Raw genomic sequence first — 16,866 nt, forward strand, 5'->3', positions numbered from 1 at the left:
TGTGCGTACGAATGAACGCACGGCGCTCTAATGTGCAGTATAGGCGCCATCCACCAGGTAGTGAGCTCCTGTAATGAAGCTCGCCTGTTCCGACAGCAGGAAGCTGACGAGATTGGCGACCTCATCAGGTGTTCCCCGCCGGCACATTGGCTGCAGCGCCGCCATCCGCCGTGTGCTTGCTGCTTCCAGATGCTCCGACAGGAGTGGCGTGTCGATCCAGCCGGGACCGACGGCGTTTACCCGGATTCCATATCGCGCATATTCTATCGCGGCGACCTTCGTCAGTCCGACAAGGCCGTGCTTGGCTGTGGTATAGGCGGCCGCGGTCGGCAACCCGACGGCCCCAAGGGCCGACGACATGTTCACGATTGACCCCCCGCCCGATTTCAGCATCGCGCCGATCTCGCATTTCATGCAGTAGAAAACGCTGTTCAGATTGACGTTCATCAATCTGTGCCAGTCGTCGAGCGGATAGTCTGCGACCGCTGCCCGCACGCCATCGACCCCCGCATTGTTGACGGCGAGATTGAGACCACCGCATTCCTCGACGGCAAAATGGACAAGCCTCTGCACCGCCTCGAAATCGGTCACATCGACGACAAAGGCGCGGGCGCGACCGCCGTCCGCAGCAATTGCCGCGGCAGTCTTGTGCGCAGCATCCTCATTGAGATCGGCAACGACGACCTCGGCACCCTCGTTGGCGAGCTGCCGGGAAACGGCAGCCCCGATACCGGAGCCCCCACCCGTCACGATCGCGACTTTTCCTTCCAGGCAAAGTTTCATCGCTTCCTTCCATTCTCGTATTCTAATACTCTTGCAAAACGAGTGGCCGAGGCAAGGAGATTCGTGAATGATCGAAATGCATACTATTGCAAGTTGCGAAGCTTGTCCGCCTGCCAGATACGCAATTCCACAGAAGCGAATGGGCCGCAAACGAGCCCGCTGCTGACCGGAAAACATCGAAGCTGACTAAGGGTAGGTGGAAATGAACGAAAGGGCAGCAGTCACGCGCCGGGGCCTCGTATTGGGCAGCCTGGCTCTGATGCTTCATGGATGCAGTACGACATCGGATGGCCCGCCGCTGGGCTATCGGGTTTTGGGAAGGGACCCGGATGCCGATCCCCGCTATCGCCGGCAGGAAGTGGCCTATGACGGCAGCGAACCGCCCGGCACCATCGTCGTCGATACGGGCGCACGCTATCTCTATTTCGTCGAGGACGGCGGCGTTGCCACGCGCTATGGCGTCGCCGTTGGCGAGGAAGGCTTAAGCTTCAAGGGCGAAGCCACGATCGGCCGCAAGGCGGAGTGGCCTTCGTGGAAGCCCACCGACGACATGATCGCGCGCAAGCCGCGGCTGGCCCAATATGCCGATGGCGTTCCGGGAGGACCGGACAACCCGCTGGGGGCTGCGGCCCTTTACCTCTACCAGGGCGGCCAGGACACACTCTTCCGGCTGCACGGAACCAACGCGCCCTGGTCGATCGGTCATGCGGTGTCGAACGGCTGCATTCGCCTGACCAATGCAAACATCGTCGACCTCTACTCCCGCACCCGGGTGGGAACGCGTGTAGTCGTCATTTAAAGCATGTCGCGCAAAAGTGTGCCGCGGTTTTGCGATAACGACATGCGAAAACAAAAGCCTGAAACGTGGCAAGCGGATCTGAAAGATCGCGGCGCCTTCAGTGCCGTTTACCATGTGAAATTGCGGGGTTGGCCACACCGGTAAGTATCTGCTAATGTAGATTCGTTGCACGTTGCATCACTCCCGCACTGTCCAAGGTGCCGATTATCGTCAAACTTTGAGGTGCAGTCTTTCAGGCCTGCACCAGGATGAGGAGAGGACTTAATGAGCAGAATTTTATTCGTGATCCTCGCAACGCTTGCGGTGGCCAATCTGAGTGCCTGCGGGTCGATTGGTAAAGGCAAGGGGAAAGCTCCACCGCCTGCAGCAACGGCCGTCTACAAGTAAAATTCGCATAACACTTAGGAAGGGCTCGGTAGGCCCTTCCTCTCTCTAACATCCTAAAACGGCCAGGATTGATCCCGCCTGCCATTCAGGACGCAGGAACGGCGCATCAGCCGGCATCAGGCCCGCATTCGCAGGAGCCTGCACATGGAGCGTGTTGATGGCGCTTGGAAGAAGCCGCTTGTGCTTGGTCGCCATTTTGGCGGTTGTGGTATCATCGTGTCAGTCAGAAGACAAAGCCCCCCTGCCACGTTATACATCCGATGCCCGTGACCTGAAGAAACCGGTTGCGGCTCGGGACCAGGCGGGACGGCGTTTCATCGAGTTCCGCTCGCGTTACGCGCTGACCTACGGTCACACCTATGTCGTCTTCGGAAGCGCCGACAAGAACGGAAGAATGATCAGTCCCGAGGTTGCGGGACTTGCCCCGGCTTCGGAAGATGCCGCGCCCTATGTCATCGGCCACTTCATTCCCGTCCCCGCCACGACAGGCGAAACGGATGGCGATCTCGAAGAGCAATACCGCTCGGCGAGTTGGCGCGTGATGCTGACGGACGCCGAATATAACGACACGGTCGCCTATATTCGCAAACTCCAGGCGCGCAGCCGTCTCTGGGAGGCGACCGTCTACAATTGCAACGCCTTCGTGGCCGATATCGCCAAGCATATGGGGTATAAGACGCCTGGCATCTGGCTTCGCCCGCAGCAATTCATTACAAATCTGCGGGAGATGAATACGGGTTGATAGAAAAGCAGGGCGATCCCGGAAAACGGATCGTGGAAAGGTTCTGGTGCCGATTTGAGCTTGTCGGTTCACACCATTGGCGAGATCGTCTGGGTCCTCGGAATTATCGCATGGTACATCATTCGATACCCATTTGAGCGCCGCGGCAAACGCGTGCCCGTCGTCAGCAGCCAGCGGAGCGTTTCGGAGAAGATAGCCCTTGCGGCGGCTCTCGCCGGGCTCGCGATCGTGCCGGGATTTTACGTCGCGACCGGCATCCCGAAAGCCGCCGACTACCCTGCCCACCTATGGGCGGTCGTGCTTGGGGCCGCCATCTTCTGCCTTGCAATGTGGGTCTTTCGCAGGACACACAAGCAACTGGGACGAAACTGGTCCATCACGCTGGAAATCCGCCAGAAGCACGAGCTGATATCATCAGGTCCCTACGCGCTGGTGCGCCACCCCATGTACACTTCCTTCATGCTGATGGGCCTCGCCCAGGCTTTCCTCCTGTCGAACTGGGTGGCGGGTCTTGCAGGCCTCATCGGCTTTGCCGTGCTGTTCTTCCTGCGGGTGGACAAGGAAGAGCGTATGATGATGGATGTTTTTGGTCCCGAGTACCGCGCCTATATGGACAGGACGAAGCGGATCATCCCTTATCTCTATTAGAGCAATTCCAGCAAAAGTGTGCAGCGGTTTTGCGTCCGGAATTGCGTGAAAACAAGGAGATAGAGCATTTCCGTGTTTCGAGGAAAAACGGAAATGCTCTACAGCATCGGCCCGGAAATCGGGATCGATTTTCGGAAAGCCTGATGCGTAGAATCAAAGAGCTAGAGCGTCCTTTGTGCGTCCGAATGGACGCACGGTGCTCTAGGAGGAGGGCACGATGAAGGGACGAACAATAAGGCTTTCGCCCGCAAGGCGGCTTGTCGGAGATCTCATGCGATTTTCGATCGGCATCCCACGCGTCACCGTGCAGCGGCAGATGAATATCCGCCCGCTGCTGGATGCCCGAAGCGCCTGCAATCCGCGCCCGTCATGGACCGTGCTGTTCCTGAAAGGCTATGCGCTGCTTTCGAAGGAGACCCCGGATCTCCGGCGCGCCTATATCAAATTCCCGATCCATCAGCTCTACGAATATCCCGAAAGCGTGGCCTCCATCGCCCATGAGCGCGAGCATGAGGGCGAGCGGATCGTCCTCCTGAGCAAGATAAAGGGGCCGGAACAGCGCCCCATTCCCGAGCTGGAAAAGCTGATCCGCGAAGCCCGCTCGCTGCCGATTGGCGAGATCAAGGACTTCCGGCGTTCGCTCAAACTTGCCCGGGCGCCTGCCCTGCTCCGCTGGTCCATGATGTGGCTCGGGCTCAATCTGGCAAAACGGCGTGGGCACTATTTCGGCACGTTCCAGTTCTCTGTCTATTCCGGCCTCGGCGCCGAATCCCTCAATCCGCTCACGCCGCTCACCACGCTACTGAACTACGGCCCGATCGATGCGGACGGCTCTGTCACCGTGCGCATCCACTATGACCACCGCGTCATGGATGGCGCCAGCATCGCCCGGGCATTGGAGCGGTTTGAAAAGATCCTGAACGGCGAGGTCACCGACGAGGTCAGGGGGTTGCCGCAGGCGGAAAAGCCCACCGGCATATCGATTGCGGGAATTGCCCCATGAGCGTCAGCGCCGAGCAGCGCCTGGCTGTCGTCGTTCTCGGAGCGTCCCGTGGCATCGGGCGGGCCATTGCCCGAGTTGCCGCACGCGAGGGCAATATCGTCGTTCTTGTGGCACGCTCCCCCGAAGGCCTTGCGGCTGCCGCAACGGAGATTACGCAGGCGGGCGGCGAAGCCTTCACGATTGAACTCGACCTCGCCTCTGCGGATGCATCCGCCCGGCTGGAATCCTATCTCGCCGAAAACGGGCTCGCCTGCGGCGTTCTGGTTAACAGCGCCGGTTATGGGCTGCGCGGCGCGGCAACCTCCCTGCCCGCCGAGGATCAGCTTGGGATCATCGACGTCAACATCCGCGCGCTCGCCGACATGACCCTTCGCTTCCTGCCGGGCATGGTGGCGCGCCGCAGCGGCGGCGTCATCAATCTCGGCTCCGTCGCCGGTTTCACGCCAGGCCCCTACATGGCCTTCTATTACGCCAGCAAGAATTTCGTGCGCGCCTTCTCGACCGCCCTTCATGAGGAGGTCCGCCGCTTCGGTGTGACGGTAACCTGCGTCGCCCCCGGCCCTGTCTCGACCGACTTCCTGGAAAAATCCGGCGCCAACCGGGCCGCCCTCTTCAAGGTCCTGCCCAAGCTCGATGCCGATTATGTGGCCGAGCAGGCATGGCAGGGCTTCAAGTCCGGCCGCCGCCTCGTCATTCCCGGCATCTCTTCGAAGCTCGCCGCCTTCATTGCGAGAATCTTGCCCTCAGCGGTGGCGCTCCGCCTGATCGGCCGGGCTCAGCGCCGCAAAAGAGACCCGAGCCCCCATCGGCCGGAGACGAGCACTACGGCACCGGCCCGCAAACCGGAATCGGCTTTCGAAAAGCCCGATGCGTAGGCTCTGGGAGTTAAGGCGTCCTTCGTGCCTGAGAATGGACGCGCAGCGCTTCAGCTGAGGCTGCGGTGCCCAGGATTAGGGCTGGTTGTCGCTGCGCACGAAAACCTGCTTTGAATGATCAGGCTGATCGGCCTGCGGTGCCTCTCGCCTGATTCGCAGCCACCAGACCGCGCTCATATGCGGCGCCGTCAGCCGTCCGTCATGCGGCGATGGTTTCACCACCTCGTTCTGGATGCGATCGCCTTTTCCGGGCGCAATATCGTCAGCGCAAGCCATGGTCACAGGAAGAGCAAGAGCAGCGCCGGTAACAAGCGCTCTCCAGGCATGTCGTCCGATTCCTGGCGTGACGTGCTGGTTTCTCATCAGCCCATTCAGCCAGAATATTAGCCTTTACGGAAGTACGAAACGGTAAATGCGCCGACAGTAAACGTAAATATACTGACGGTTCGCGCCCGCAACCCTCATACACATCTGGGCAGGCTCGGCAAGATAAACATTCATTCGATTGACTGAAACTTTGGTTGGAGTTATATATGAGGCATGACTGATGAACAAAACCAACCAAACCGCGCCGAAATCACCCGGGAAAAGCTGCTTTCCGCGGCGCTTGATGTCTTCGGTCGATACGGCTTCGACGGCACCTCGACGCGGCAGCTGAGCGAGGCTGCGGGCGTCAACCTGCAGGCCATCCCCTATTATTTCGGTGGCAAGGAAGGCCTCTATGTCGCGACGGCGGAATATCTGGTCTCGCGCATCGACCGCCATGTCGGCTCCCTGCGCCAGCAGATCGGCGCCCATCTCATGGCGCTCGAGGCTGCGGGTCAGACACTGAGCGAAGAGGATGCGCGGCGCCTGCTGACGGAGATGGGCGCGACCATGGTCGGCCTTTTCGTCAGCAAGGAGTCCGAGCCCTGGGCGCGCTTCATCATCCGCGAGCAGATGGAGCCGACCGAGGCCTTCGCCCGTGTCTATCAGGGCCTCATGCGCCCGATGATCGAAATGGCGCGCCGCATGATCGGCACCATCCTGCAGGAAGACCCGGCCAGCGAGCATGTTCGGCTGCGCACCCTCGCCTTCGTCGGCAACATCATGGTCTTCCGCGTCGCCCATGCGGCCGTTCTCGCCCAGATGGAGTGGCAGTCGGTCGGCCCTGAACAACTCCAGACCCTGCGTAACCTCGTTGCAGAGCTTGTCGGCCAGCTGCGTCAGGCGAAAGGAAATACCTGATGAGACGGATCCTCCCCCTTGCCATCGTCATTCTCCTCGCTGCGGGTGCCGCCGCCTGGTGGTACGGCCTGCCTCAGAAGCTCGGCTGGCTGCCGGAACGCACCAAGGAATTCGCGCTCTATGGCAATGTCGATATCCGCCAGGTCTCTCTCGGTTTCCGCGTCGATGGCCGGCTTGCCTCGCTCGCCGTCGATGAGGGCGACATGATCAAGAGCGGCGATGTGCTCGGCAAGCTCGACGTCGCACCTTTCGAAGCGGCTGTCGCCTCGGCGCAAGCCAATGTCGCCGCCCTGCAGGCGACGCTCGACAAGCTGAAGGCAGGTCCGCGCCCGACGGAGATCGCCCAGGCGCAAGCCTCCTACGATGAAAGCCTTGCTGCGCTGCGCAATGCTAATATCGCCTATGACCGCGCCCGCCAGCTCCGCCCTCAGGGCACGATATCGGAGGCGAACCTCGATCAGGCGACCGCCAATCGTTCGATGGCGGCAGCACGTGCGGATTCCGCTAATGAAGCGCTGAAACTCCTGCAGGAGGGCAGCCGCGTGGAAGACATTGCCAATGCCGAGGCGCAATTGAAGGCCGCGCAATCTGCATTGGTCTCCGCCCGCATCTCGCTTGCCGATACCGAATTGCGCGCGCCGAATGACGGTGTCATCCTGTCGCGCGTGCGGGAACCCGGCGCCATCGTTTCGCCGGCTGATACGGTCTATGTCCTCTCCCTCACGCAGCCGGTCTGGGTGCGCAGCTATGTCGCGGAAGGCGATCTTGGCCGCTTGCATCCCGGCATGAAGGTTCAGGTCACCTCGGATACGCAGCCGGACAAGCCCTATGAAGGCACGATCGGCTTCATTTCGCCGGTCGCCGAATTCACGCCGAAATCAGTCGAGACGCCGGAGCTTCGCACCGACCTCGTCTATCGCTTGCGCATCGTCATCGACAAGCCCGGCCCCGATCTGCGCCAGGGCATGCCGGTCACCGTGCGCTTTCCCTCGCTGGCCGCACAATGAGCACCTCTCCCGCCCCAAAGGATGAAGCGCTGGTGCGGCTTGCCGATGTCACCAAGCGCTTCGGCGATGGCCCGGCCGCACTCGATGCTGTCTCCGGCGAAGTGAAGGGCGGCGCGATCACCGGCCTGGTCGGCCCCGACGGCGCCGGCAAGACGACATTGATCCGGCTGATGACCGGCCTGATGATGCCCGATAGCGGCACGGTGGAGGTGCTGGGCTTCGATACGCACAAGAACCCGGCCGCCATCCAGGCCTCGATCGGCTACATGCCGCAGCGCTTCGGCCTCTATGAGGATCTGTCGGTTCAGGAAAATCTCGATCTCTACGCCGATCTACGCGGCCTCCCGAAGGCCGAACGCGCAGCCTCCTTCGAGGAACTGCTGACCTTCACCGATCTCAAGCGCTTCACGACGCGGCTTGCCGGCAAGCTCTCGGGCGGCATGAAACAGAAACTCGGCCTTGCCTGTGCGCTGCTGAAGAAGCCGCGCCTGCTGCTGCTCGATGAGCCGGGCGTCGGCGTCGATCCCATCTCGCGGCGCGATCTCTGGAAAATGGTCGAGAACCTGACGCAGGAAGGCATCGGCGTGCTCTGGTCGACCGCCTATCTGGATGAGGCAGAGGCCTGTGATCACGTTCTGCTGCTCAATCAGGGCAAGCTGCTCTTTTCCGGCAAGCCGCATGACCTGACCGGTCGCGTGGAAGACCGCGTCTTCAAGGTGTCTGGTGTCACCGGCCGCAGGCGGCAGGTGCTGGCCGAACTGCTGCAGACAAAGGGTGTCATCGACGGCGTCATCCAGGGCGATGCCATCCGCCTCGTCACCGGCAAGGACGAGAGCCCTGACATCGGCAACGCCGGCGGCGAGGCAAAACTGACGCCCACCCCTGCCCGCTTCGAGGATGCCTTCATCGATATGCTCGGCGGCGGCCCCGGCGGACGCTCGAAACTCGCGGAAGCGCAAGCGGCGCCGAGCGAGATGGGTGATCGTCCCGTCATCGAGGCGCATGGCCTGACCAAGCGCTTCGGGGATTTCACCGCCGCCGACAAGATCACCTTCGATATAAGCCGCGGCGAGATCTTCGGCCTGCTCGGCCCGAATGGCGCGGGCAAGTCCACGACTTTCAAGATGCTCTGCGGCCTGTTGAAGCCGACGGAGGGCGAAGGCCGTGTTGCCGGCTTCGACCTGCGCAAGGATGCCGCCGAAGCCCGCAACCAGCTCGGCTACATGGCGCAAAAATTCTCGCTCTATGGCGATCTCACCGTCATGCAGAATCTCGAATTCTTCGCCGGCGTCTATGGCCTCTCCGGCAATCGCCGGCGCGAGCGCATCGAGTTGATGACCGATATCTTCGATTTCGGCCGCCACGCGCGCCATTCGGCCAAGGACCTGCCGCTCGGCCTGAAACAGCGCCTGGCGCTCGCCTGCGCCGTCATGCATGAGCCCCGCGCCCTCTTCCTCGACGAACCCACATCAGGCGTCGATCCGATCACGCGGCGCGAATTCTGGACCCATATCAATGCACTCGTCGAAAAGGGCGTCACGGTGCTCGTGACGACGCATTTCATGGACGAGGCCGAATATTGCGACCGCATCTCGCTGATCTATCGCGGCCGCTCGATCGCGCTCGGTTCGCCCGATGAGCTGAAGGCGCGTGTCGCAACCAGAGAAGAGCCGGACCCGACGATGGAGGATGCCTTCATCGCCCTGGTTCAGGAGTCGGAAACGGAAGGGGAAGCCGCGTGAGCACCTCTTCCCGCATCCGCCGCTTCGTCGCCCTCGTACGCAAGGAAAGCTATCAGGCGATCCGTGATCCCAGCACCATTCTCATCGCCTTCGTGCTGCCGCTGATCCTGCTCTTCCTCTTCGGCTATGGCGTGTCGCTGGATACGACCCGCACCCGCATCGGCCTCGTGCTGGAACAGGCCACACCCTTGACGCAGGACCTCGCGGCAAGCTTCCAGGCCTCCCGCTATTTCTCCGTCACTGTTGGCCGCGACCGGCGCATGTTCAAGAACGATCTCGTGCTCGGCAATGTGCGCGGCATCGTCGTCATCCCCGCCGATTTCACGACAGACTATGCCGCCGGCAACCACCCGCAGATCCAGGTTCTCGTCGACGGTTCGGACCCGAATACCGCCAATTTCGTGCAGAACTATGCGCAAGGGACCGTCGCCAATTGGGAGCGGCAGCGGCAATCCGAGACGGTGGCCGCCGGTCCGCCCATCTCCATCGAGCAGCGCTTCTGGTTCAATCCGGAGCTCACGAGCCGCAACTTCCTCGTCCCCGGCTCTATCGCCATCGTCATGACGTTGGTCGGCACGCTGCTCACCTCGCTCGTCGTCGCCCGCGAATGGGAGCGCGGCACGATGGAGGCGATGATGGCGACGCCGGTGACATCAGCCGAACTGCTTGCCGGCAAAATCCTCCCTTATTTCCTGCTCGGCCTCGCCTCGATGACGCTCTGCGTGCTGCTCGCCGTCTTCCTCTTCGGCGTGCCGTTCCGCGGCTCGGTCGCAGCGCTCTATGCCCTGTCGGCCGCCTTCCTGGTCCCCGCGCTCGGCCAGGGCCTGCTGATCTCGACGGCAACCAAGAACCAGTTCCTCGCCTCGCAGATCGCGCTGATCACAGCCTTTCTGCCGGCCTTCCTGCTGTCGGGCTTTCTCTTCGAGATCAACTCGATGCCGGCAATCATCCAGTGGATCACCATCATCGTGCCTGCCCGCTATCTGATCCCCAGCCTGCAGACGGTGTTCCTGGCAGGCGATATCTGGCCAATGTTCGCCCGCTCGATCGCCGTCATGCTCACGATCGGCGGCATCATGTTTGTGCTGGCTGCCCGCAGCACCAGAAAGAGGATCGGCTGAGATGTGGTGGACGCGGCTGAAGGCTCTTATCGTCAAGGAACTGCTCGCCGTGATGCGCGATCCCAAGGGTCGCTTCGTGCTGATCGTGCCGCCCCTCATGCAGCTCCTGATCTTCTCCTATGCGGCAACGCTCGAGGTGCGCAATGTCGATGTGATGGTGCTGAACCGCGACAGCGGTCATTGGGGGCAGGAACTGATCCAGCGCATCCAGGGCTCGCCGACTTTCCGGCGCATCGAGACCACCGATAACCAGACCGATATCCGCGAGGCGATCGACGGCCAGTCCGTCATTGCCGCAATCGAGATCGGGCCGGATTTCTCCCGCAACATCGAGGCCGGTATCCCCGCTGATCTGCAGATCATCCTCGACGGACGCCGCTCCAACGCTTCCCAGATCGTCTCCGGCTATCTCACCCAAATCGGCATGACGCTTTCGACTGAGACGCCGGCAGGCCGGCGCGCCATGGCGAAGACGGTCGCGACCGTGCCGCGCAACTGGTTCAACGCCAACCTCACCTATCAATGGTTCATGGTGCCGAACCTGATCGCCAGCATCGCCTTGCTCATCGGCCTCATCGTCACAGCGCTCTCCATTGCCCGCGAACGGGAACTCGGCACTTTCGACCAGCTGATGGTCTCGCCGCTGCGCGTCCATGAAATCCTGATCGGCAAGCTCATTCCGCCGATGATGATAGGCCTCTTCCACATGACGCTTTATGTGCTGGCGGCAATCTTCATCTTCGGCGTGCCTTTGCGCGGCTCGCTCTTCCTGCTCTATGGCAGCTCGATCTTCTATCTGGGTTCGGTCGCCGGCCTCGGCCTCTTCATCTCGGCGCTCTCGATGACACAGCAGCAGGCGATCCTCGGCGCCTTCCTGTTCATGGTGCCGGCCATGCTGCTTTCGGGTTTCGCAACCCCGATCGAGAACATGCCGGACTGGCTGCAGCCCGTGACGATTGTCAATCCGCTGCGCTATTTCCTCATCATCGTCAAAGGCGTCTTCCTGAAGGATATTCCGGCCGCCGAGGTGCTGAACCAGACCATTCCGCTGGCGCTGATCGCCTGCGCGACACTTGGTGCTGCCGCCTGGCTATTCCGCCGCAGGCTGGAATAGCGCGCCTCACACTATGTGAACTGCGCTTCCAAACCGTGACTCCGAAACGCTTCTCCGGCCGGAACATCGACATTGATGGGCTCGTTACCCCAGTGCAGACCAAAGCAATTCCAGCAGAAATGTGAATTGGTTTGCGTCCGGTGTTGCGTGAAAACACCGAGCAATTCCAGCAAAAGTGCGAAGCGTTTTTGCGTCCGGAATTGCGTGAAAACAAAGACATAGAGCTAAGGAGAAGCAAAATGTACAAGATCATTCTTGTCTCGAGCGCGCTTGCGCTCTCGTCTCTGGCCACGAATGCGATGGCCGATGGAGCCGTGACGGGTGCTGCCGGCGGCGCAATCACCGGCGCCATTGTCGGCGGTCCCGTGGGCGCTGCAATTGGCGGCGTGGCAGGCGGTGTAGCCGGTGCTGTCGTCGATCCGCCGCCGCGCGAGGTCGTAACCTACGTCCAGCAGCAGCCGGCCCCGCCGTCAGCAGTGGTCGTGCAGCAGCCGATCGTGGTCGGCAAGCCGCTGCCCGCAGATGTTCAGGTGATCCCGGTGCCGGATAATCCGCGCTATGCCTATACCGTCATCAACGACCGCCATGTGATTGTCGAGCCGCAGACCCATCGTGTGGTTCAGGTGATCGAATAACAGGGAACTGGCCCCGCTTGCTTCAGCGGGGCCTTTTTCTATGTACGGTTCCGCAGGGCTTCCGCCTGCGCATAGAACTTCTTTTCCCATTCCTTGTGATTATCGAGCCCTTCGCGAATGAACGGCGTGAAAATCGCAAGGTTGAGCAGAGCCCAGTTGATCAGTCGCGCCGGGAATTTCAGCGGCTTCACGAAATCGATGAACAGGACGACACGCGTCTTGTCCGTGTGGTTCCAGGCTTCATGCTCATAGGCGTCGTCGAAGATCAGCGCCTTGCCTTCCTGCCAGTGGCAGATCTGGTCCTTGACGCGGATGGCGAGCTTATCGGTCGCATCAGGCACGATCATACCGAGATGCAGGCGCAGCACGCCATTATAGGGGCCGCGATGCGCCGGCAGATGCTTGCCGGGCTCGAAGATCGAAAACATCGCCGTCTTCAGGCCGGGGATCTTCTGCACCGCCTTCCAGGTTTCCGGGCAGGCCTGGATGTTCTGCTCCGACTTTACGCCGAAACCGACAAGGAAGAAGGTCTTCCAGCGATTGTCCTTGGAAATGGTCTGCACGTCGGTGGAGATTTCCTGGAAGCTCGGCAGCTCGCTCTGGCGCACCAGCACGCGGTCGAGCTCGGCGCGGATCTCAGGCCAGGCCTTCTCGACCTCCTTCGCCCACGGGAACACCGCGTTGTCATAAACAGGCGGATTGCCGAGCTTGGCATGTTTGAAATTCAGGCCCTCGGCCCAGGCGACGATGCCCATGAAGAAGCGCGTTATCGCGCTCGGCCGGTCCATAGGGGCGATCCCGGCAGTGGCGAAGCCCTGCGCGTCGGGGATAGATACTGATTTTTCGGGAAGGGGTGTATTGGCGATACCGTCAGTCATAGGCTTTCCATTGCGGACCAAAGCAATTCCAGCAAAGTGCACAGCGGTTCTGCGGCCGGAACTGCGTCAAAAACGAAGAAATAGAACGCTTCCGTGTTTCGAAGAAAAACGGAAATGCTCCAGCAATGACATGGCCTTCCGCGCAGGAGCCGATACGACGGTTACCGCGTTGGCCATTGAGCAAATATGGACAGTGCTGGGCGTGGCTCAAGTACACTTAAGTACAGGTTTTAGCGATCAATTGCCGCATGTCACCACCGCGCTGCGAGCGCGGCGGTGACAATCTCTAAGAGATGTCCTGAAGAATATCAGACTTTCAGTTCGCGGCGTTCGCGCTCGGTGACCATGGCAAGGTCGAGCACCTTCTGCAGGTTTGCCGCATGACGGAAATTCGGGTCGAGCTGCACGCCCGTTGCCACGGCCTCAGCGAAGCGCTGGTAGTTGGTTGGAACCGGCGGCACGTCGACCGGCTTCCAGGTTGCCGTTTCCACATCGTCGCCGAGGCAGCCATGCAGTTCGGAACCGCTTGGACGGTGGATGACCTCAAGGCTGCCCTTCTCGCCATAGATGCGCAGCTTCAGCTCGTTCAGATGTCCGGTCGCCCAGCGGCTGGCATGGATAACGCCGAGCGCGCCATTGGCGAAATCGACCGACATGGTGAAGCTGTCATTGGCATCGAGCATGTATTCGCCGATCTGCCCGCCCGGCACTTTGTTGAAGGTCTTCAGCCGGGCGAAGACATGATCGATATCGGTCGCAGCGCCATAGGCTGCGAAATCGAGGATATGAATGCCGACATCGCCGAGCACGCCGTTCGAACCGTGGCCGGTGGAAAGCCTCCACAGCCAGGTCGATTCCGTACGCCAATCGCCCCAGGCCCGCGACACCAGCCAGCTCTGCAGATAGGAGGCCTCCACATGCTTGATTGTTCCGAGCTCGCCTGACAGCACCATCTCGCGGGCGCGCTGCAGCGGTGCGACGTTGCGATAGGTGAGATTGACCATGTTGATGACGCCGGCGGTCTCAGCCGCTTCCGTCATCTCCAGCGCCTTGGGATAGTTTTCCGCCAGCGGCTTCTCACACAGCACATGCTTGCCGGCCGCGATCAGCGCCATGGTGGTCGGGTAATGGATTCGGTCAGGCGTGATATTCGTCGCCGCATCGAACTCGCCCCAGGCGATCGCCTCCTCCAGCGTCAGAAACCGCTTCTCGATATTGAACTTATCGGCGAATGCGGCAAGGCGGTCGGAATCCGTATCAACGGCGCCGACCACGGTCACGCCGTCCATATTCGCGAAATGGGCGAGCTGGTTTTTCGCCATCACGCCCGTACCAAGAACGAGTAGTCGCATGGATGCTCCTCAGCGGTAACCGGCTTCGCCGGCCTGGTGCAGTCTCGGGCCGCGTTCGACGATCGGCTCCAGTGCCTTCTCTACCGGCACATTTGGGGCGTCGGTGATACCAGTCAACGCACCCTCGGGGTTATAGGCCCATTTCACGCCGTTGATCAGCACCTTCTGCACGTTCGCATCGTGATAGGTCGGATAGGTTTCGTGGCCGGGGCGGAAATAGAAGATGTTGCCCGCACCACGGCGCCAGGTCAGGCCAGACCGGAAGACTTCGCCGCCCTGGAACCAGGAGATGAACACCGTTTCCAGTGGCTCCGGTACGGAGAACTGCTCGCCATACATTTCCTCGTTTTCAAGCTCGAAATGCTCGCCGAGACCAGCAGCGATCGGATGGCGCTGATTGATCGTCCACAGACGCTCGCGCTCACCCGCCTCGCGCCATTTCAGCGCACAGGGCGTGCCCATCAGCCGCTTGAAGATCTTGGAGAAATGGCCGGAGTGCAGAACGAGCAGGCCCATGCCTTCCCACACCCGCTTGGCGACGCGCTCGACGACGACATCGGAGACGGCGCCGTGATCCTTGTGACCCCACCAGGTCAGAACGTCGGTCTCAGCAAGCCGGGCTTCGCTGAGGCCATGTTCCGGCTCCTGCAGCGTTGCCGTGGTCGCGGAAATCGCCGGATCGGTGTTCAGCGCCTTGGCGATCGTGGTGTGCATGCCCTCGGGGTAAATGCCCCGGACAATGGCGTTGGTTGTCTCATGGATGTTCTCTCCCCATACGACGGTGCGAATGGCCATGGCTATGCTCCTCTAGAACCTTTGGATTTTTGGCAAGCAGGAAGGCGGGATTCAAAGCGCTTTGGAAAGATGGTCAGCCAAAGCAGTCCCTCCTCCGCGTCAGAGGAAGACATAGACCTTTGTCGGTATTTTGACAAAGAGGATTTTTCCCGGTTTCACGACCGGGAAAAATCCCTTGTCACATCAATGGGAAACGGTCTTGGAAAACAGGTTGACGACGACGACGCCAGAGATGATCAGGCCGAGGCCGATGATGGCGGGCGTATCCAGCCGCTGCTTGAAAAACACGAGGCCGACAGAGGAAATCAGCACGATTCCCAAAGCGCTCCAAATCGCATAGGCGATGCCGACTGGAATATGCTTCAGCGTCAGCGACAGGCAGTAGAAGGCAGCCCCATAGCAAGCGATGACGAGCGCCGTCGGCCCGAGGCGGGTGAACTGCTGGGAGAGCTGAAGTGCTGTCGTGCCGATAACTTCAAGCACGATGGCTGCAACGAGCAGCCCATAGACGGCAGCCGGGTTCATGGCGGTATTCCTTCTTGATCTACTTGTGGGTCAGCTCGATGAGGCGGGCGATCAGCTCTCGCCTCAGAGCGTCACTGATGTCATGGCTTTCCAACGTATCTGCGAACCACAGACCGTCGGCGGCAAAACGCACGATCAGAGTGTCGGGCGCCGAGTCGGTGCCGATATATTCCTCGGCTCTTGCCGCCACCCATTGGCGCCATCGGAGGCGCAGCCGGGGTTCGGCGAGAAGCGCGATCGTGACCTGCGTCCAGCTTCTGGAATCGTCGGGACGATCCTTCAGCCCGGACACCGCCTGCAGATAGGCGCGCGAGAAACGGCCCTGCGGCAGCGGATCGGCGCGCATCAGCTCGTCTATATCGGCGTCGAACTTCTCCAGCAGGCTCTCGAACAGGGCGTCCAGCAGCGCATTCTTCGTCGGGAAGTGATGCAGCAGTCCGCCCTTGCTGACGCCTGACGCAGCCGAGACCGCATCGAGCGTGACAGCGCTCATGCCACTCTCACCAGCAAGACGCGCGGCGACCTCCAGCAACTGCTGGCGCACGAGCACGGGTTGTTTCTTGCGATGATGAGCGTTTGACATGAATTTACAAAGATACCGTCCGGACGGTTTTGTCAAGAAGAATCGACTGAAGGCCCTGCCTCACAAAGGATTATGCGCGAAATGCCGCGGTGTTTTGATGACAGTTGCGATCCTTTTTTATCGGGTGCATGTAGAGCATCGGACCGAAAAGTGTGAAACGGTTTTCGGACAATCCGATGCTGGAACAAAAACCAAGAGTGGCGGAGGGGACACTGACGCTCTGGGGCGGGTATTAAGGGATGGTTTCGTGCCGGAGCAGGCAACTTCACAGGTTACAACTTTATACGAGGCGATCGGCGGTGATCCTGTCGTCCGGGCGCTGACGCATCGTTTCTACGAACTGATGGATACGCTGCCGGAGGCGAAAAACGTGCGCGCCGTGCATCCGCCAAGCCTCGAAGGTAGCGAAGAGAAATTCTACGAATACATGACCGGCTATCTGGGCGGTCCGCCGCTCTATACCGACAAGCGCGGCCATCCCCGTCTGCGCAGCCGTCATTTCGTCGCCGAGATCGGCCCTGTCGAACGCGACGAATGGCTGCTCTGCTTCCGCCGCGCCATGGATGAAACCATCGCCAGCAAGGCATTGCGCGACCTCATCTGGGCGCCGGTCGAGCGCCTCGCCCATCACATGCAGAACAAGGAATAGT

20 protein-coding genes are annotated in these 16,866 nt (G+C 60.8%); 13 read left to right on the plus strand and 7 right to left on the minus strand.

Going from position 1 to position 16,866, the window contains the following annotated elements:
* Positions 1–27: 27 nt before the first annotated feature.
* Positions 28–783, minus strand: a complete 756-nt coding sequence (locus J2X71_RS23410) for an SDR family NAD(P)-dependent oxidoreductase (RefSeq protein ID WP_310385546.1) — start codon at positions 781–783, stop codon at positions 28–30.
* Positions 784–985: 202 nt separating this feature from the next.
* Here J2X71_RS23410 and J2X71_RS23415 point away from each other — a divergent pair, with 202 nt between their 5' ends.
* The 6 genes from J2X71_RS23415 to J2X71_RS23440 all read left to right on the plus strand — a co-directional run bounded on the left by J2X71_RS23415 (position 986) and on the right by J2X71_RS23440 (position 5,237).
* A complete protein-coding gene (locus tag J2X71_RS23415; protein WP_310385548.1) occupies positions 986–1,582 on the plus strand; it encodes a L,D-transpeptidase in 597 nt (198 codons plus the stop codon).
* A 264-nt stretch (positions 1,583–1,846) separates the two neighbouring features.
* Positions 1,847–1,969 carry a hypothetical protein gene (locus tag J2X71_RS23420; RefSeq protein ID WP_007815309.1) on the plus strand — a complete coding sequence of 41 codons (123 nt, stop codon included), beginning with the start codon at positions 1,847–1,849 and terminating at the stop codon, positions 1,967–1,969.
* A gap of 157 nt (positions 1,970–2,126) precedes the next feature.
* A complete protein-coding gene (locus tag J2X71_RS23425) occupies positions 2,127–2,711 on the plus strand; it encodes a hypothetical protein (protein WP_310385552.1) in 585 nt (194 codons plus the stop codon).
* A 60-nt stretch (positions 2,712–2,771) separates the two neighbouring features.
* Positions 2,772–3,359, plus strand: a complete 588-nt coding sequence (locus tag J2X71_RS23430; protein WP_310385555.1) for a protein-S-isoprenylcysteine O-methyltransferase — start codon at positions 2,772–2,774, stop codon at positions 3,357–3,359.
* A gap of 217 nt (positions 3,360–3,576) precedes the next feature.
* Positions 3,577–4,362 carry a hypothetical protein gene (locus J2X71_RS23435; RefSeq protein ID WP_310385557.1) on the plus strand — a complete coding sequence of 262 codons (786 nt, stop codon included), beginning with the start codon at positions 3,577–3,579 and terminating at the stop codon, positions 4,360–4,362.
* Positions 4,359–5,237, plus strand: a complete 879-nt coding sequence (locus J2X71_RS23440) for an SDR family oxidoreductase (protein ID WP_310385559.1) — start codon at positions 4,359–4,361, stop codon at positions 5,235–5,237. Before J2X71_RS23435 ends, J2X71_RS23440 begins: the two co-directional genes overlap by 4 nt.
* A gap of 75 nt (positions 5,238–5,312) precedes the next feature.
* Here J2X71_RS23440 and J2X71_RS23445 read toward each other — a convergent pair whose 3' ends face one another.
* Complete coding sequence (locus J2X71_RS23445) at positions 5,313–5,600, minus strand: hypothetical protein (protein WP_310385561.1); 288 nt, start codon at positions 5,598–5,600, stop codon at positions 5,313–5,315.
* A gap of 177 nt (positions 5,601–5,777) precedes the next feature.
* Here J2X71_RS23445 and J2X71_RS23450 point away from each other — a divergent pair, with 177 nt between their 5' ends.
* The 6 genes from J2X71_RS23450 (at position 5,778) to J2X71_RS23475 (ending at position 12,083) form a co-directional block, all read left to right on the plus strand.
* Positions 5,778–6,464 carry a CerR family C-terminal domain-containing protein gene (locus J2X71_RS23450; protein WP_310385563.1) on the plus strand — a complete coding sequence of 229 codons (687 nt, stop codon included), beginning with the start codon at positions 5,778–5,780 and terminating at the stop codon, positions 6,462–6,464.
* Positions 6,464–7,471 (plus strand): secretion protein HlyD, encoded by a 1,008-nt coding sequence (hlyD, locus tag J2X71_RS23455; protein ID WP_310385565.1) that lies wholly within the window; start codon positions 6,464–6,466, stop codon positions 7,469–7,471. Before J2X71_RS23450 ends, hlyD begins: the two co-directional genes overlap by 1 nt.
* Complete coding sequence (locus J2X71_RS23460; RefSeq protein WP_310385567.1) at positions 7,468–9,213, plus strand: ATP-binding cassette domain-containing protein; 1,746 nt, start codon at positions 7,468–7,470, stop codon at positions 9,211–9,213. Before hlyD ends, J2X71_RS23460 begins: the two co-directional genes overlap by 4 nt.
* Positions 9,210–10,334, plus strand: coding sequence for an ABC transporter permease (locus J2X71_RS23465; RefSeq protein WP_310385569.1), 1,125 nt, complete (start codon positions 9,210–9,212; stop codon positions 10,332–10,334). Before J2X71_RS23460 ends, J2X71_RS23465 begins: the two co-directional genes overlap by 4 nt.
* A gap of 1 nt (position 10,335) precedes the next feature.
* Positions 10,336–11,448, plus strand: a complete 1,113-nt coding sequence (locus J2X71_RS23470; protein WP_310385571.1) for an ABC transporter permease — start codon at positions 10,336–10,338, stop codon at positions 11,446–11,448.
* Between the two features lie 239 nt (positions 11,449–11,687).
* Positions 11,688–12,083 carry a DUF1236 domain-containing protein gene (locus J2X71_RS23475; RefSeq protein WP_113322509.1) on the plus strand — a complete coding sequence of 132 codons (396 nt, stop codon included), beginning with the start codon at positions 11,688–11,690 and terminating at the stop codon, positions 12,081–12,083.
* A 38-nt stretch (positions 12,084–12,121) separates the two neighbouring features.
* Here J2X71_RS23475 and J2X71_RS23480 read toward each other — a convergent pair whose 3' ends face one another.
* The 5 genes from J2X71_RS23480 to J2X71_RS23500 all read right to left on the minus strand — a co-directional run bounded on the left by J2X71_RS23480 (position 12,122) and on the right by J2X71_RS23500 (position 16,216).
* A complete protein-coding gene (locus J2X71_RS23480) occupies positions 12,122–12,961 on the minus strand; it encodes an aspartyl/asparaginyl beta-hydroxylase domain-containing protein (RefSeq protein ID WP_310385574.1) in 840 nt (279 codons plus the stop codon).
* Between the two features lie 308 nt (positions 12,962–13,269).
* A complete protein-coding gene (locus tag J2X71_RS23485; protein WP_113322510.1) occupies positions 13,270–14,313 on the minus strand; it encodes a Gfo/Idh/MocA family protein in 1,044 nt (347 codons plus the stop codon).
* Between the two features lie 9 nt (positions 14,314–14,322).
* Entirely contained in the window at positions 14,323–15,108 is a 786-nt protein-coding gene (locus J2X71_RS23490; protein WP_310385577.1) for a ThuA domain-containing protein, read from the minus strand.
* Between the two features lie 183 nt (positions 15,109–15,291).
* Complete coding sequence (locus J2X71_RS23495) at positions 15,292–15,633, minus strand: SMR family transporter (protein ID WP_310385579.1); 342 nt, start codon at positions 15,631–15,633, stop codon at positions 15,292–15,294.
* Between the two features lie 19 nt (positions 15,634–15,652).
* Entirely contained in the window at positions 15,653–16,216 is a 564-nt protein-coding gene (locus J2X71_RS23500) for a TetR/AcrR family transcriptional regulator (protein WP_310385581.1), read from the minus strand.
* A 247-nt stretch (positions 16,217–16,463) separates the two neighbouring features.
* Here J2X71_RS23500 and J2X71_RS23505 point away from each other — a divergent pair, with 247 nt between their 5' ends.
* The gene (locus tag J2X71_RS23505) at positions 16,464–16,865 is read left to right on the plus strand and encodes a group II truncated hemoglobin (protein ID WP_310385583.1); all 402 of its coding nucleotides are present in this window, start codon (positions 16,464–16,466) and stop codon (positions 16,863–16,865) included.
* Position 16,866: the final 1 nt, after the last annotated feature.

Source organism: Rhizobium sp. 1399, from assembly GCF_031455475.1.
In the GTDB taxonomy this organism is placed as follows: Bacteria; Pseudomonadota; Alphaproteobacteria; order Rhizobiales; family Rhizobiaceae; genus Rhizobium.

Coding starts and splice junctions, on each gene's coding strand:
- J2X71_RS23410 (WP_310385546.1), bottom strand. CDS start 783: ATGAAACTTTGCCTGGAAGGAAAAGTCGCGATCGTGACGGGTGGGGGC.
- J2X71_RS23480 (WP_310385574.1), bottom strand. CDS start 12,961: ATGACTGACGGTATCGCCAATACACCCCTTCCCGAAAAATCAGTATCT.
- J2X71_RS23415 (WP_310385548.1), top strand. CDS start 986: ATGAACGAAAGGGCAGCAGTCACGCGCCGGGGCCTCGTATTGGGCAGC.
- J2X71_RS23475 (WP_113322509.1), top strand. CDS start 11,688: ATGTACAAGATCATTCTTGTCTCGAGCGCGCTTGCGCTCTCGTCTCTG.
- hlyD (WP_310385565.1), top strand. CDS start 6,464: ATGAGACGGATCCTCCCCCTTGCCATCGTCATTCTCCTCGCTGCGGGT.
- J2X71_RS23425 (WP_310385552.1), top strand. CDS start 2,127: ATGGCGCTTGGAAGAAGCCGCTTGTGCTTGGTCGCCATTTTGGCGGTT.
- J2X71_RS23490 (WP_310385577.1), bottom strand. CDS start 15,108: ATGGCCATTCGCACCGTCGTATGGGGAGAGAACATCCATGAGACAACC.
- J2X71_RS23470 (WP_310385571.1), top strand. CDS start 10,336: ATGTGGTGGACGCGGCTGAAGGCTCTTATCGTCAAGGAACTGCTCGCC.
- J2X71_RS23460 (WP_310385567.1), top strand. CDS start 7,468: ATGAGCACCTCTCCCGCCCCAAAGGATGAAGCGCTGGTGCGGCTTGCC.
- J2X71_RS23435 (WP_310385557.1), top strand. CDS start 3,577: ATGAAGGGACGAACAATAAGGCTTTCGCCCGCAAGGCGGCTTGTCGGA.
- J2X71_RS23450 (WP_310385563.1), top strand. CDS start 5,778: ATGACTGATGAACAAAACCAACCAAACCGCGCCGAAATCACCCGGGAA.
- J2X71_RS23495 (WP_310385579.1), bottom strand. CDS start 15,633: ATGAACCCGGCTGCCGTCTATGGGCTGCTCGTTGCAGCCATCGTGCTT.
- J2X71_RS23440 (WP_310385559.1), top strand. CDS start 4,359: ATGAGCGTCAGCGCCGAGCAGCGCCTGGCTGTCGTCGTTCTCGGAGCG.
- J2X71_RS23420 (WP_007815309.1), top strand. CDS start 1,847: ATGAGCAGAATTTTATTCGTGATCCTCGCAACGCTTGCGGTGGCCAAT.
- J2X71_RS23500 (WP_310385581.1), bottom strand. CDS start 16,216: ATGTCAAACGCTCATCATCGCAAGAAACAACCCGTGCTCGTGCGCCAG.
- J2X71_RS23445 (WP_310385561.1), bottom strand. CDS start 5,600: ATGAGAAACCAGCACGTCACGCCAGGAATCGGACGACATGCCTGGAGA.
- J2X71_RS23485 (WP_113322510.1), bottom strand. CDS start 14,313: ATGCGACTACTCGTTCTTGGTACGGGCGTGATGGCGAAAAACCAGCTC.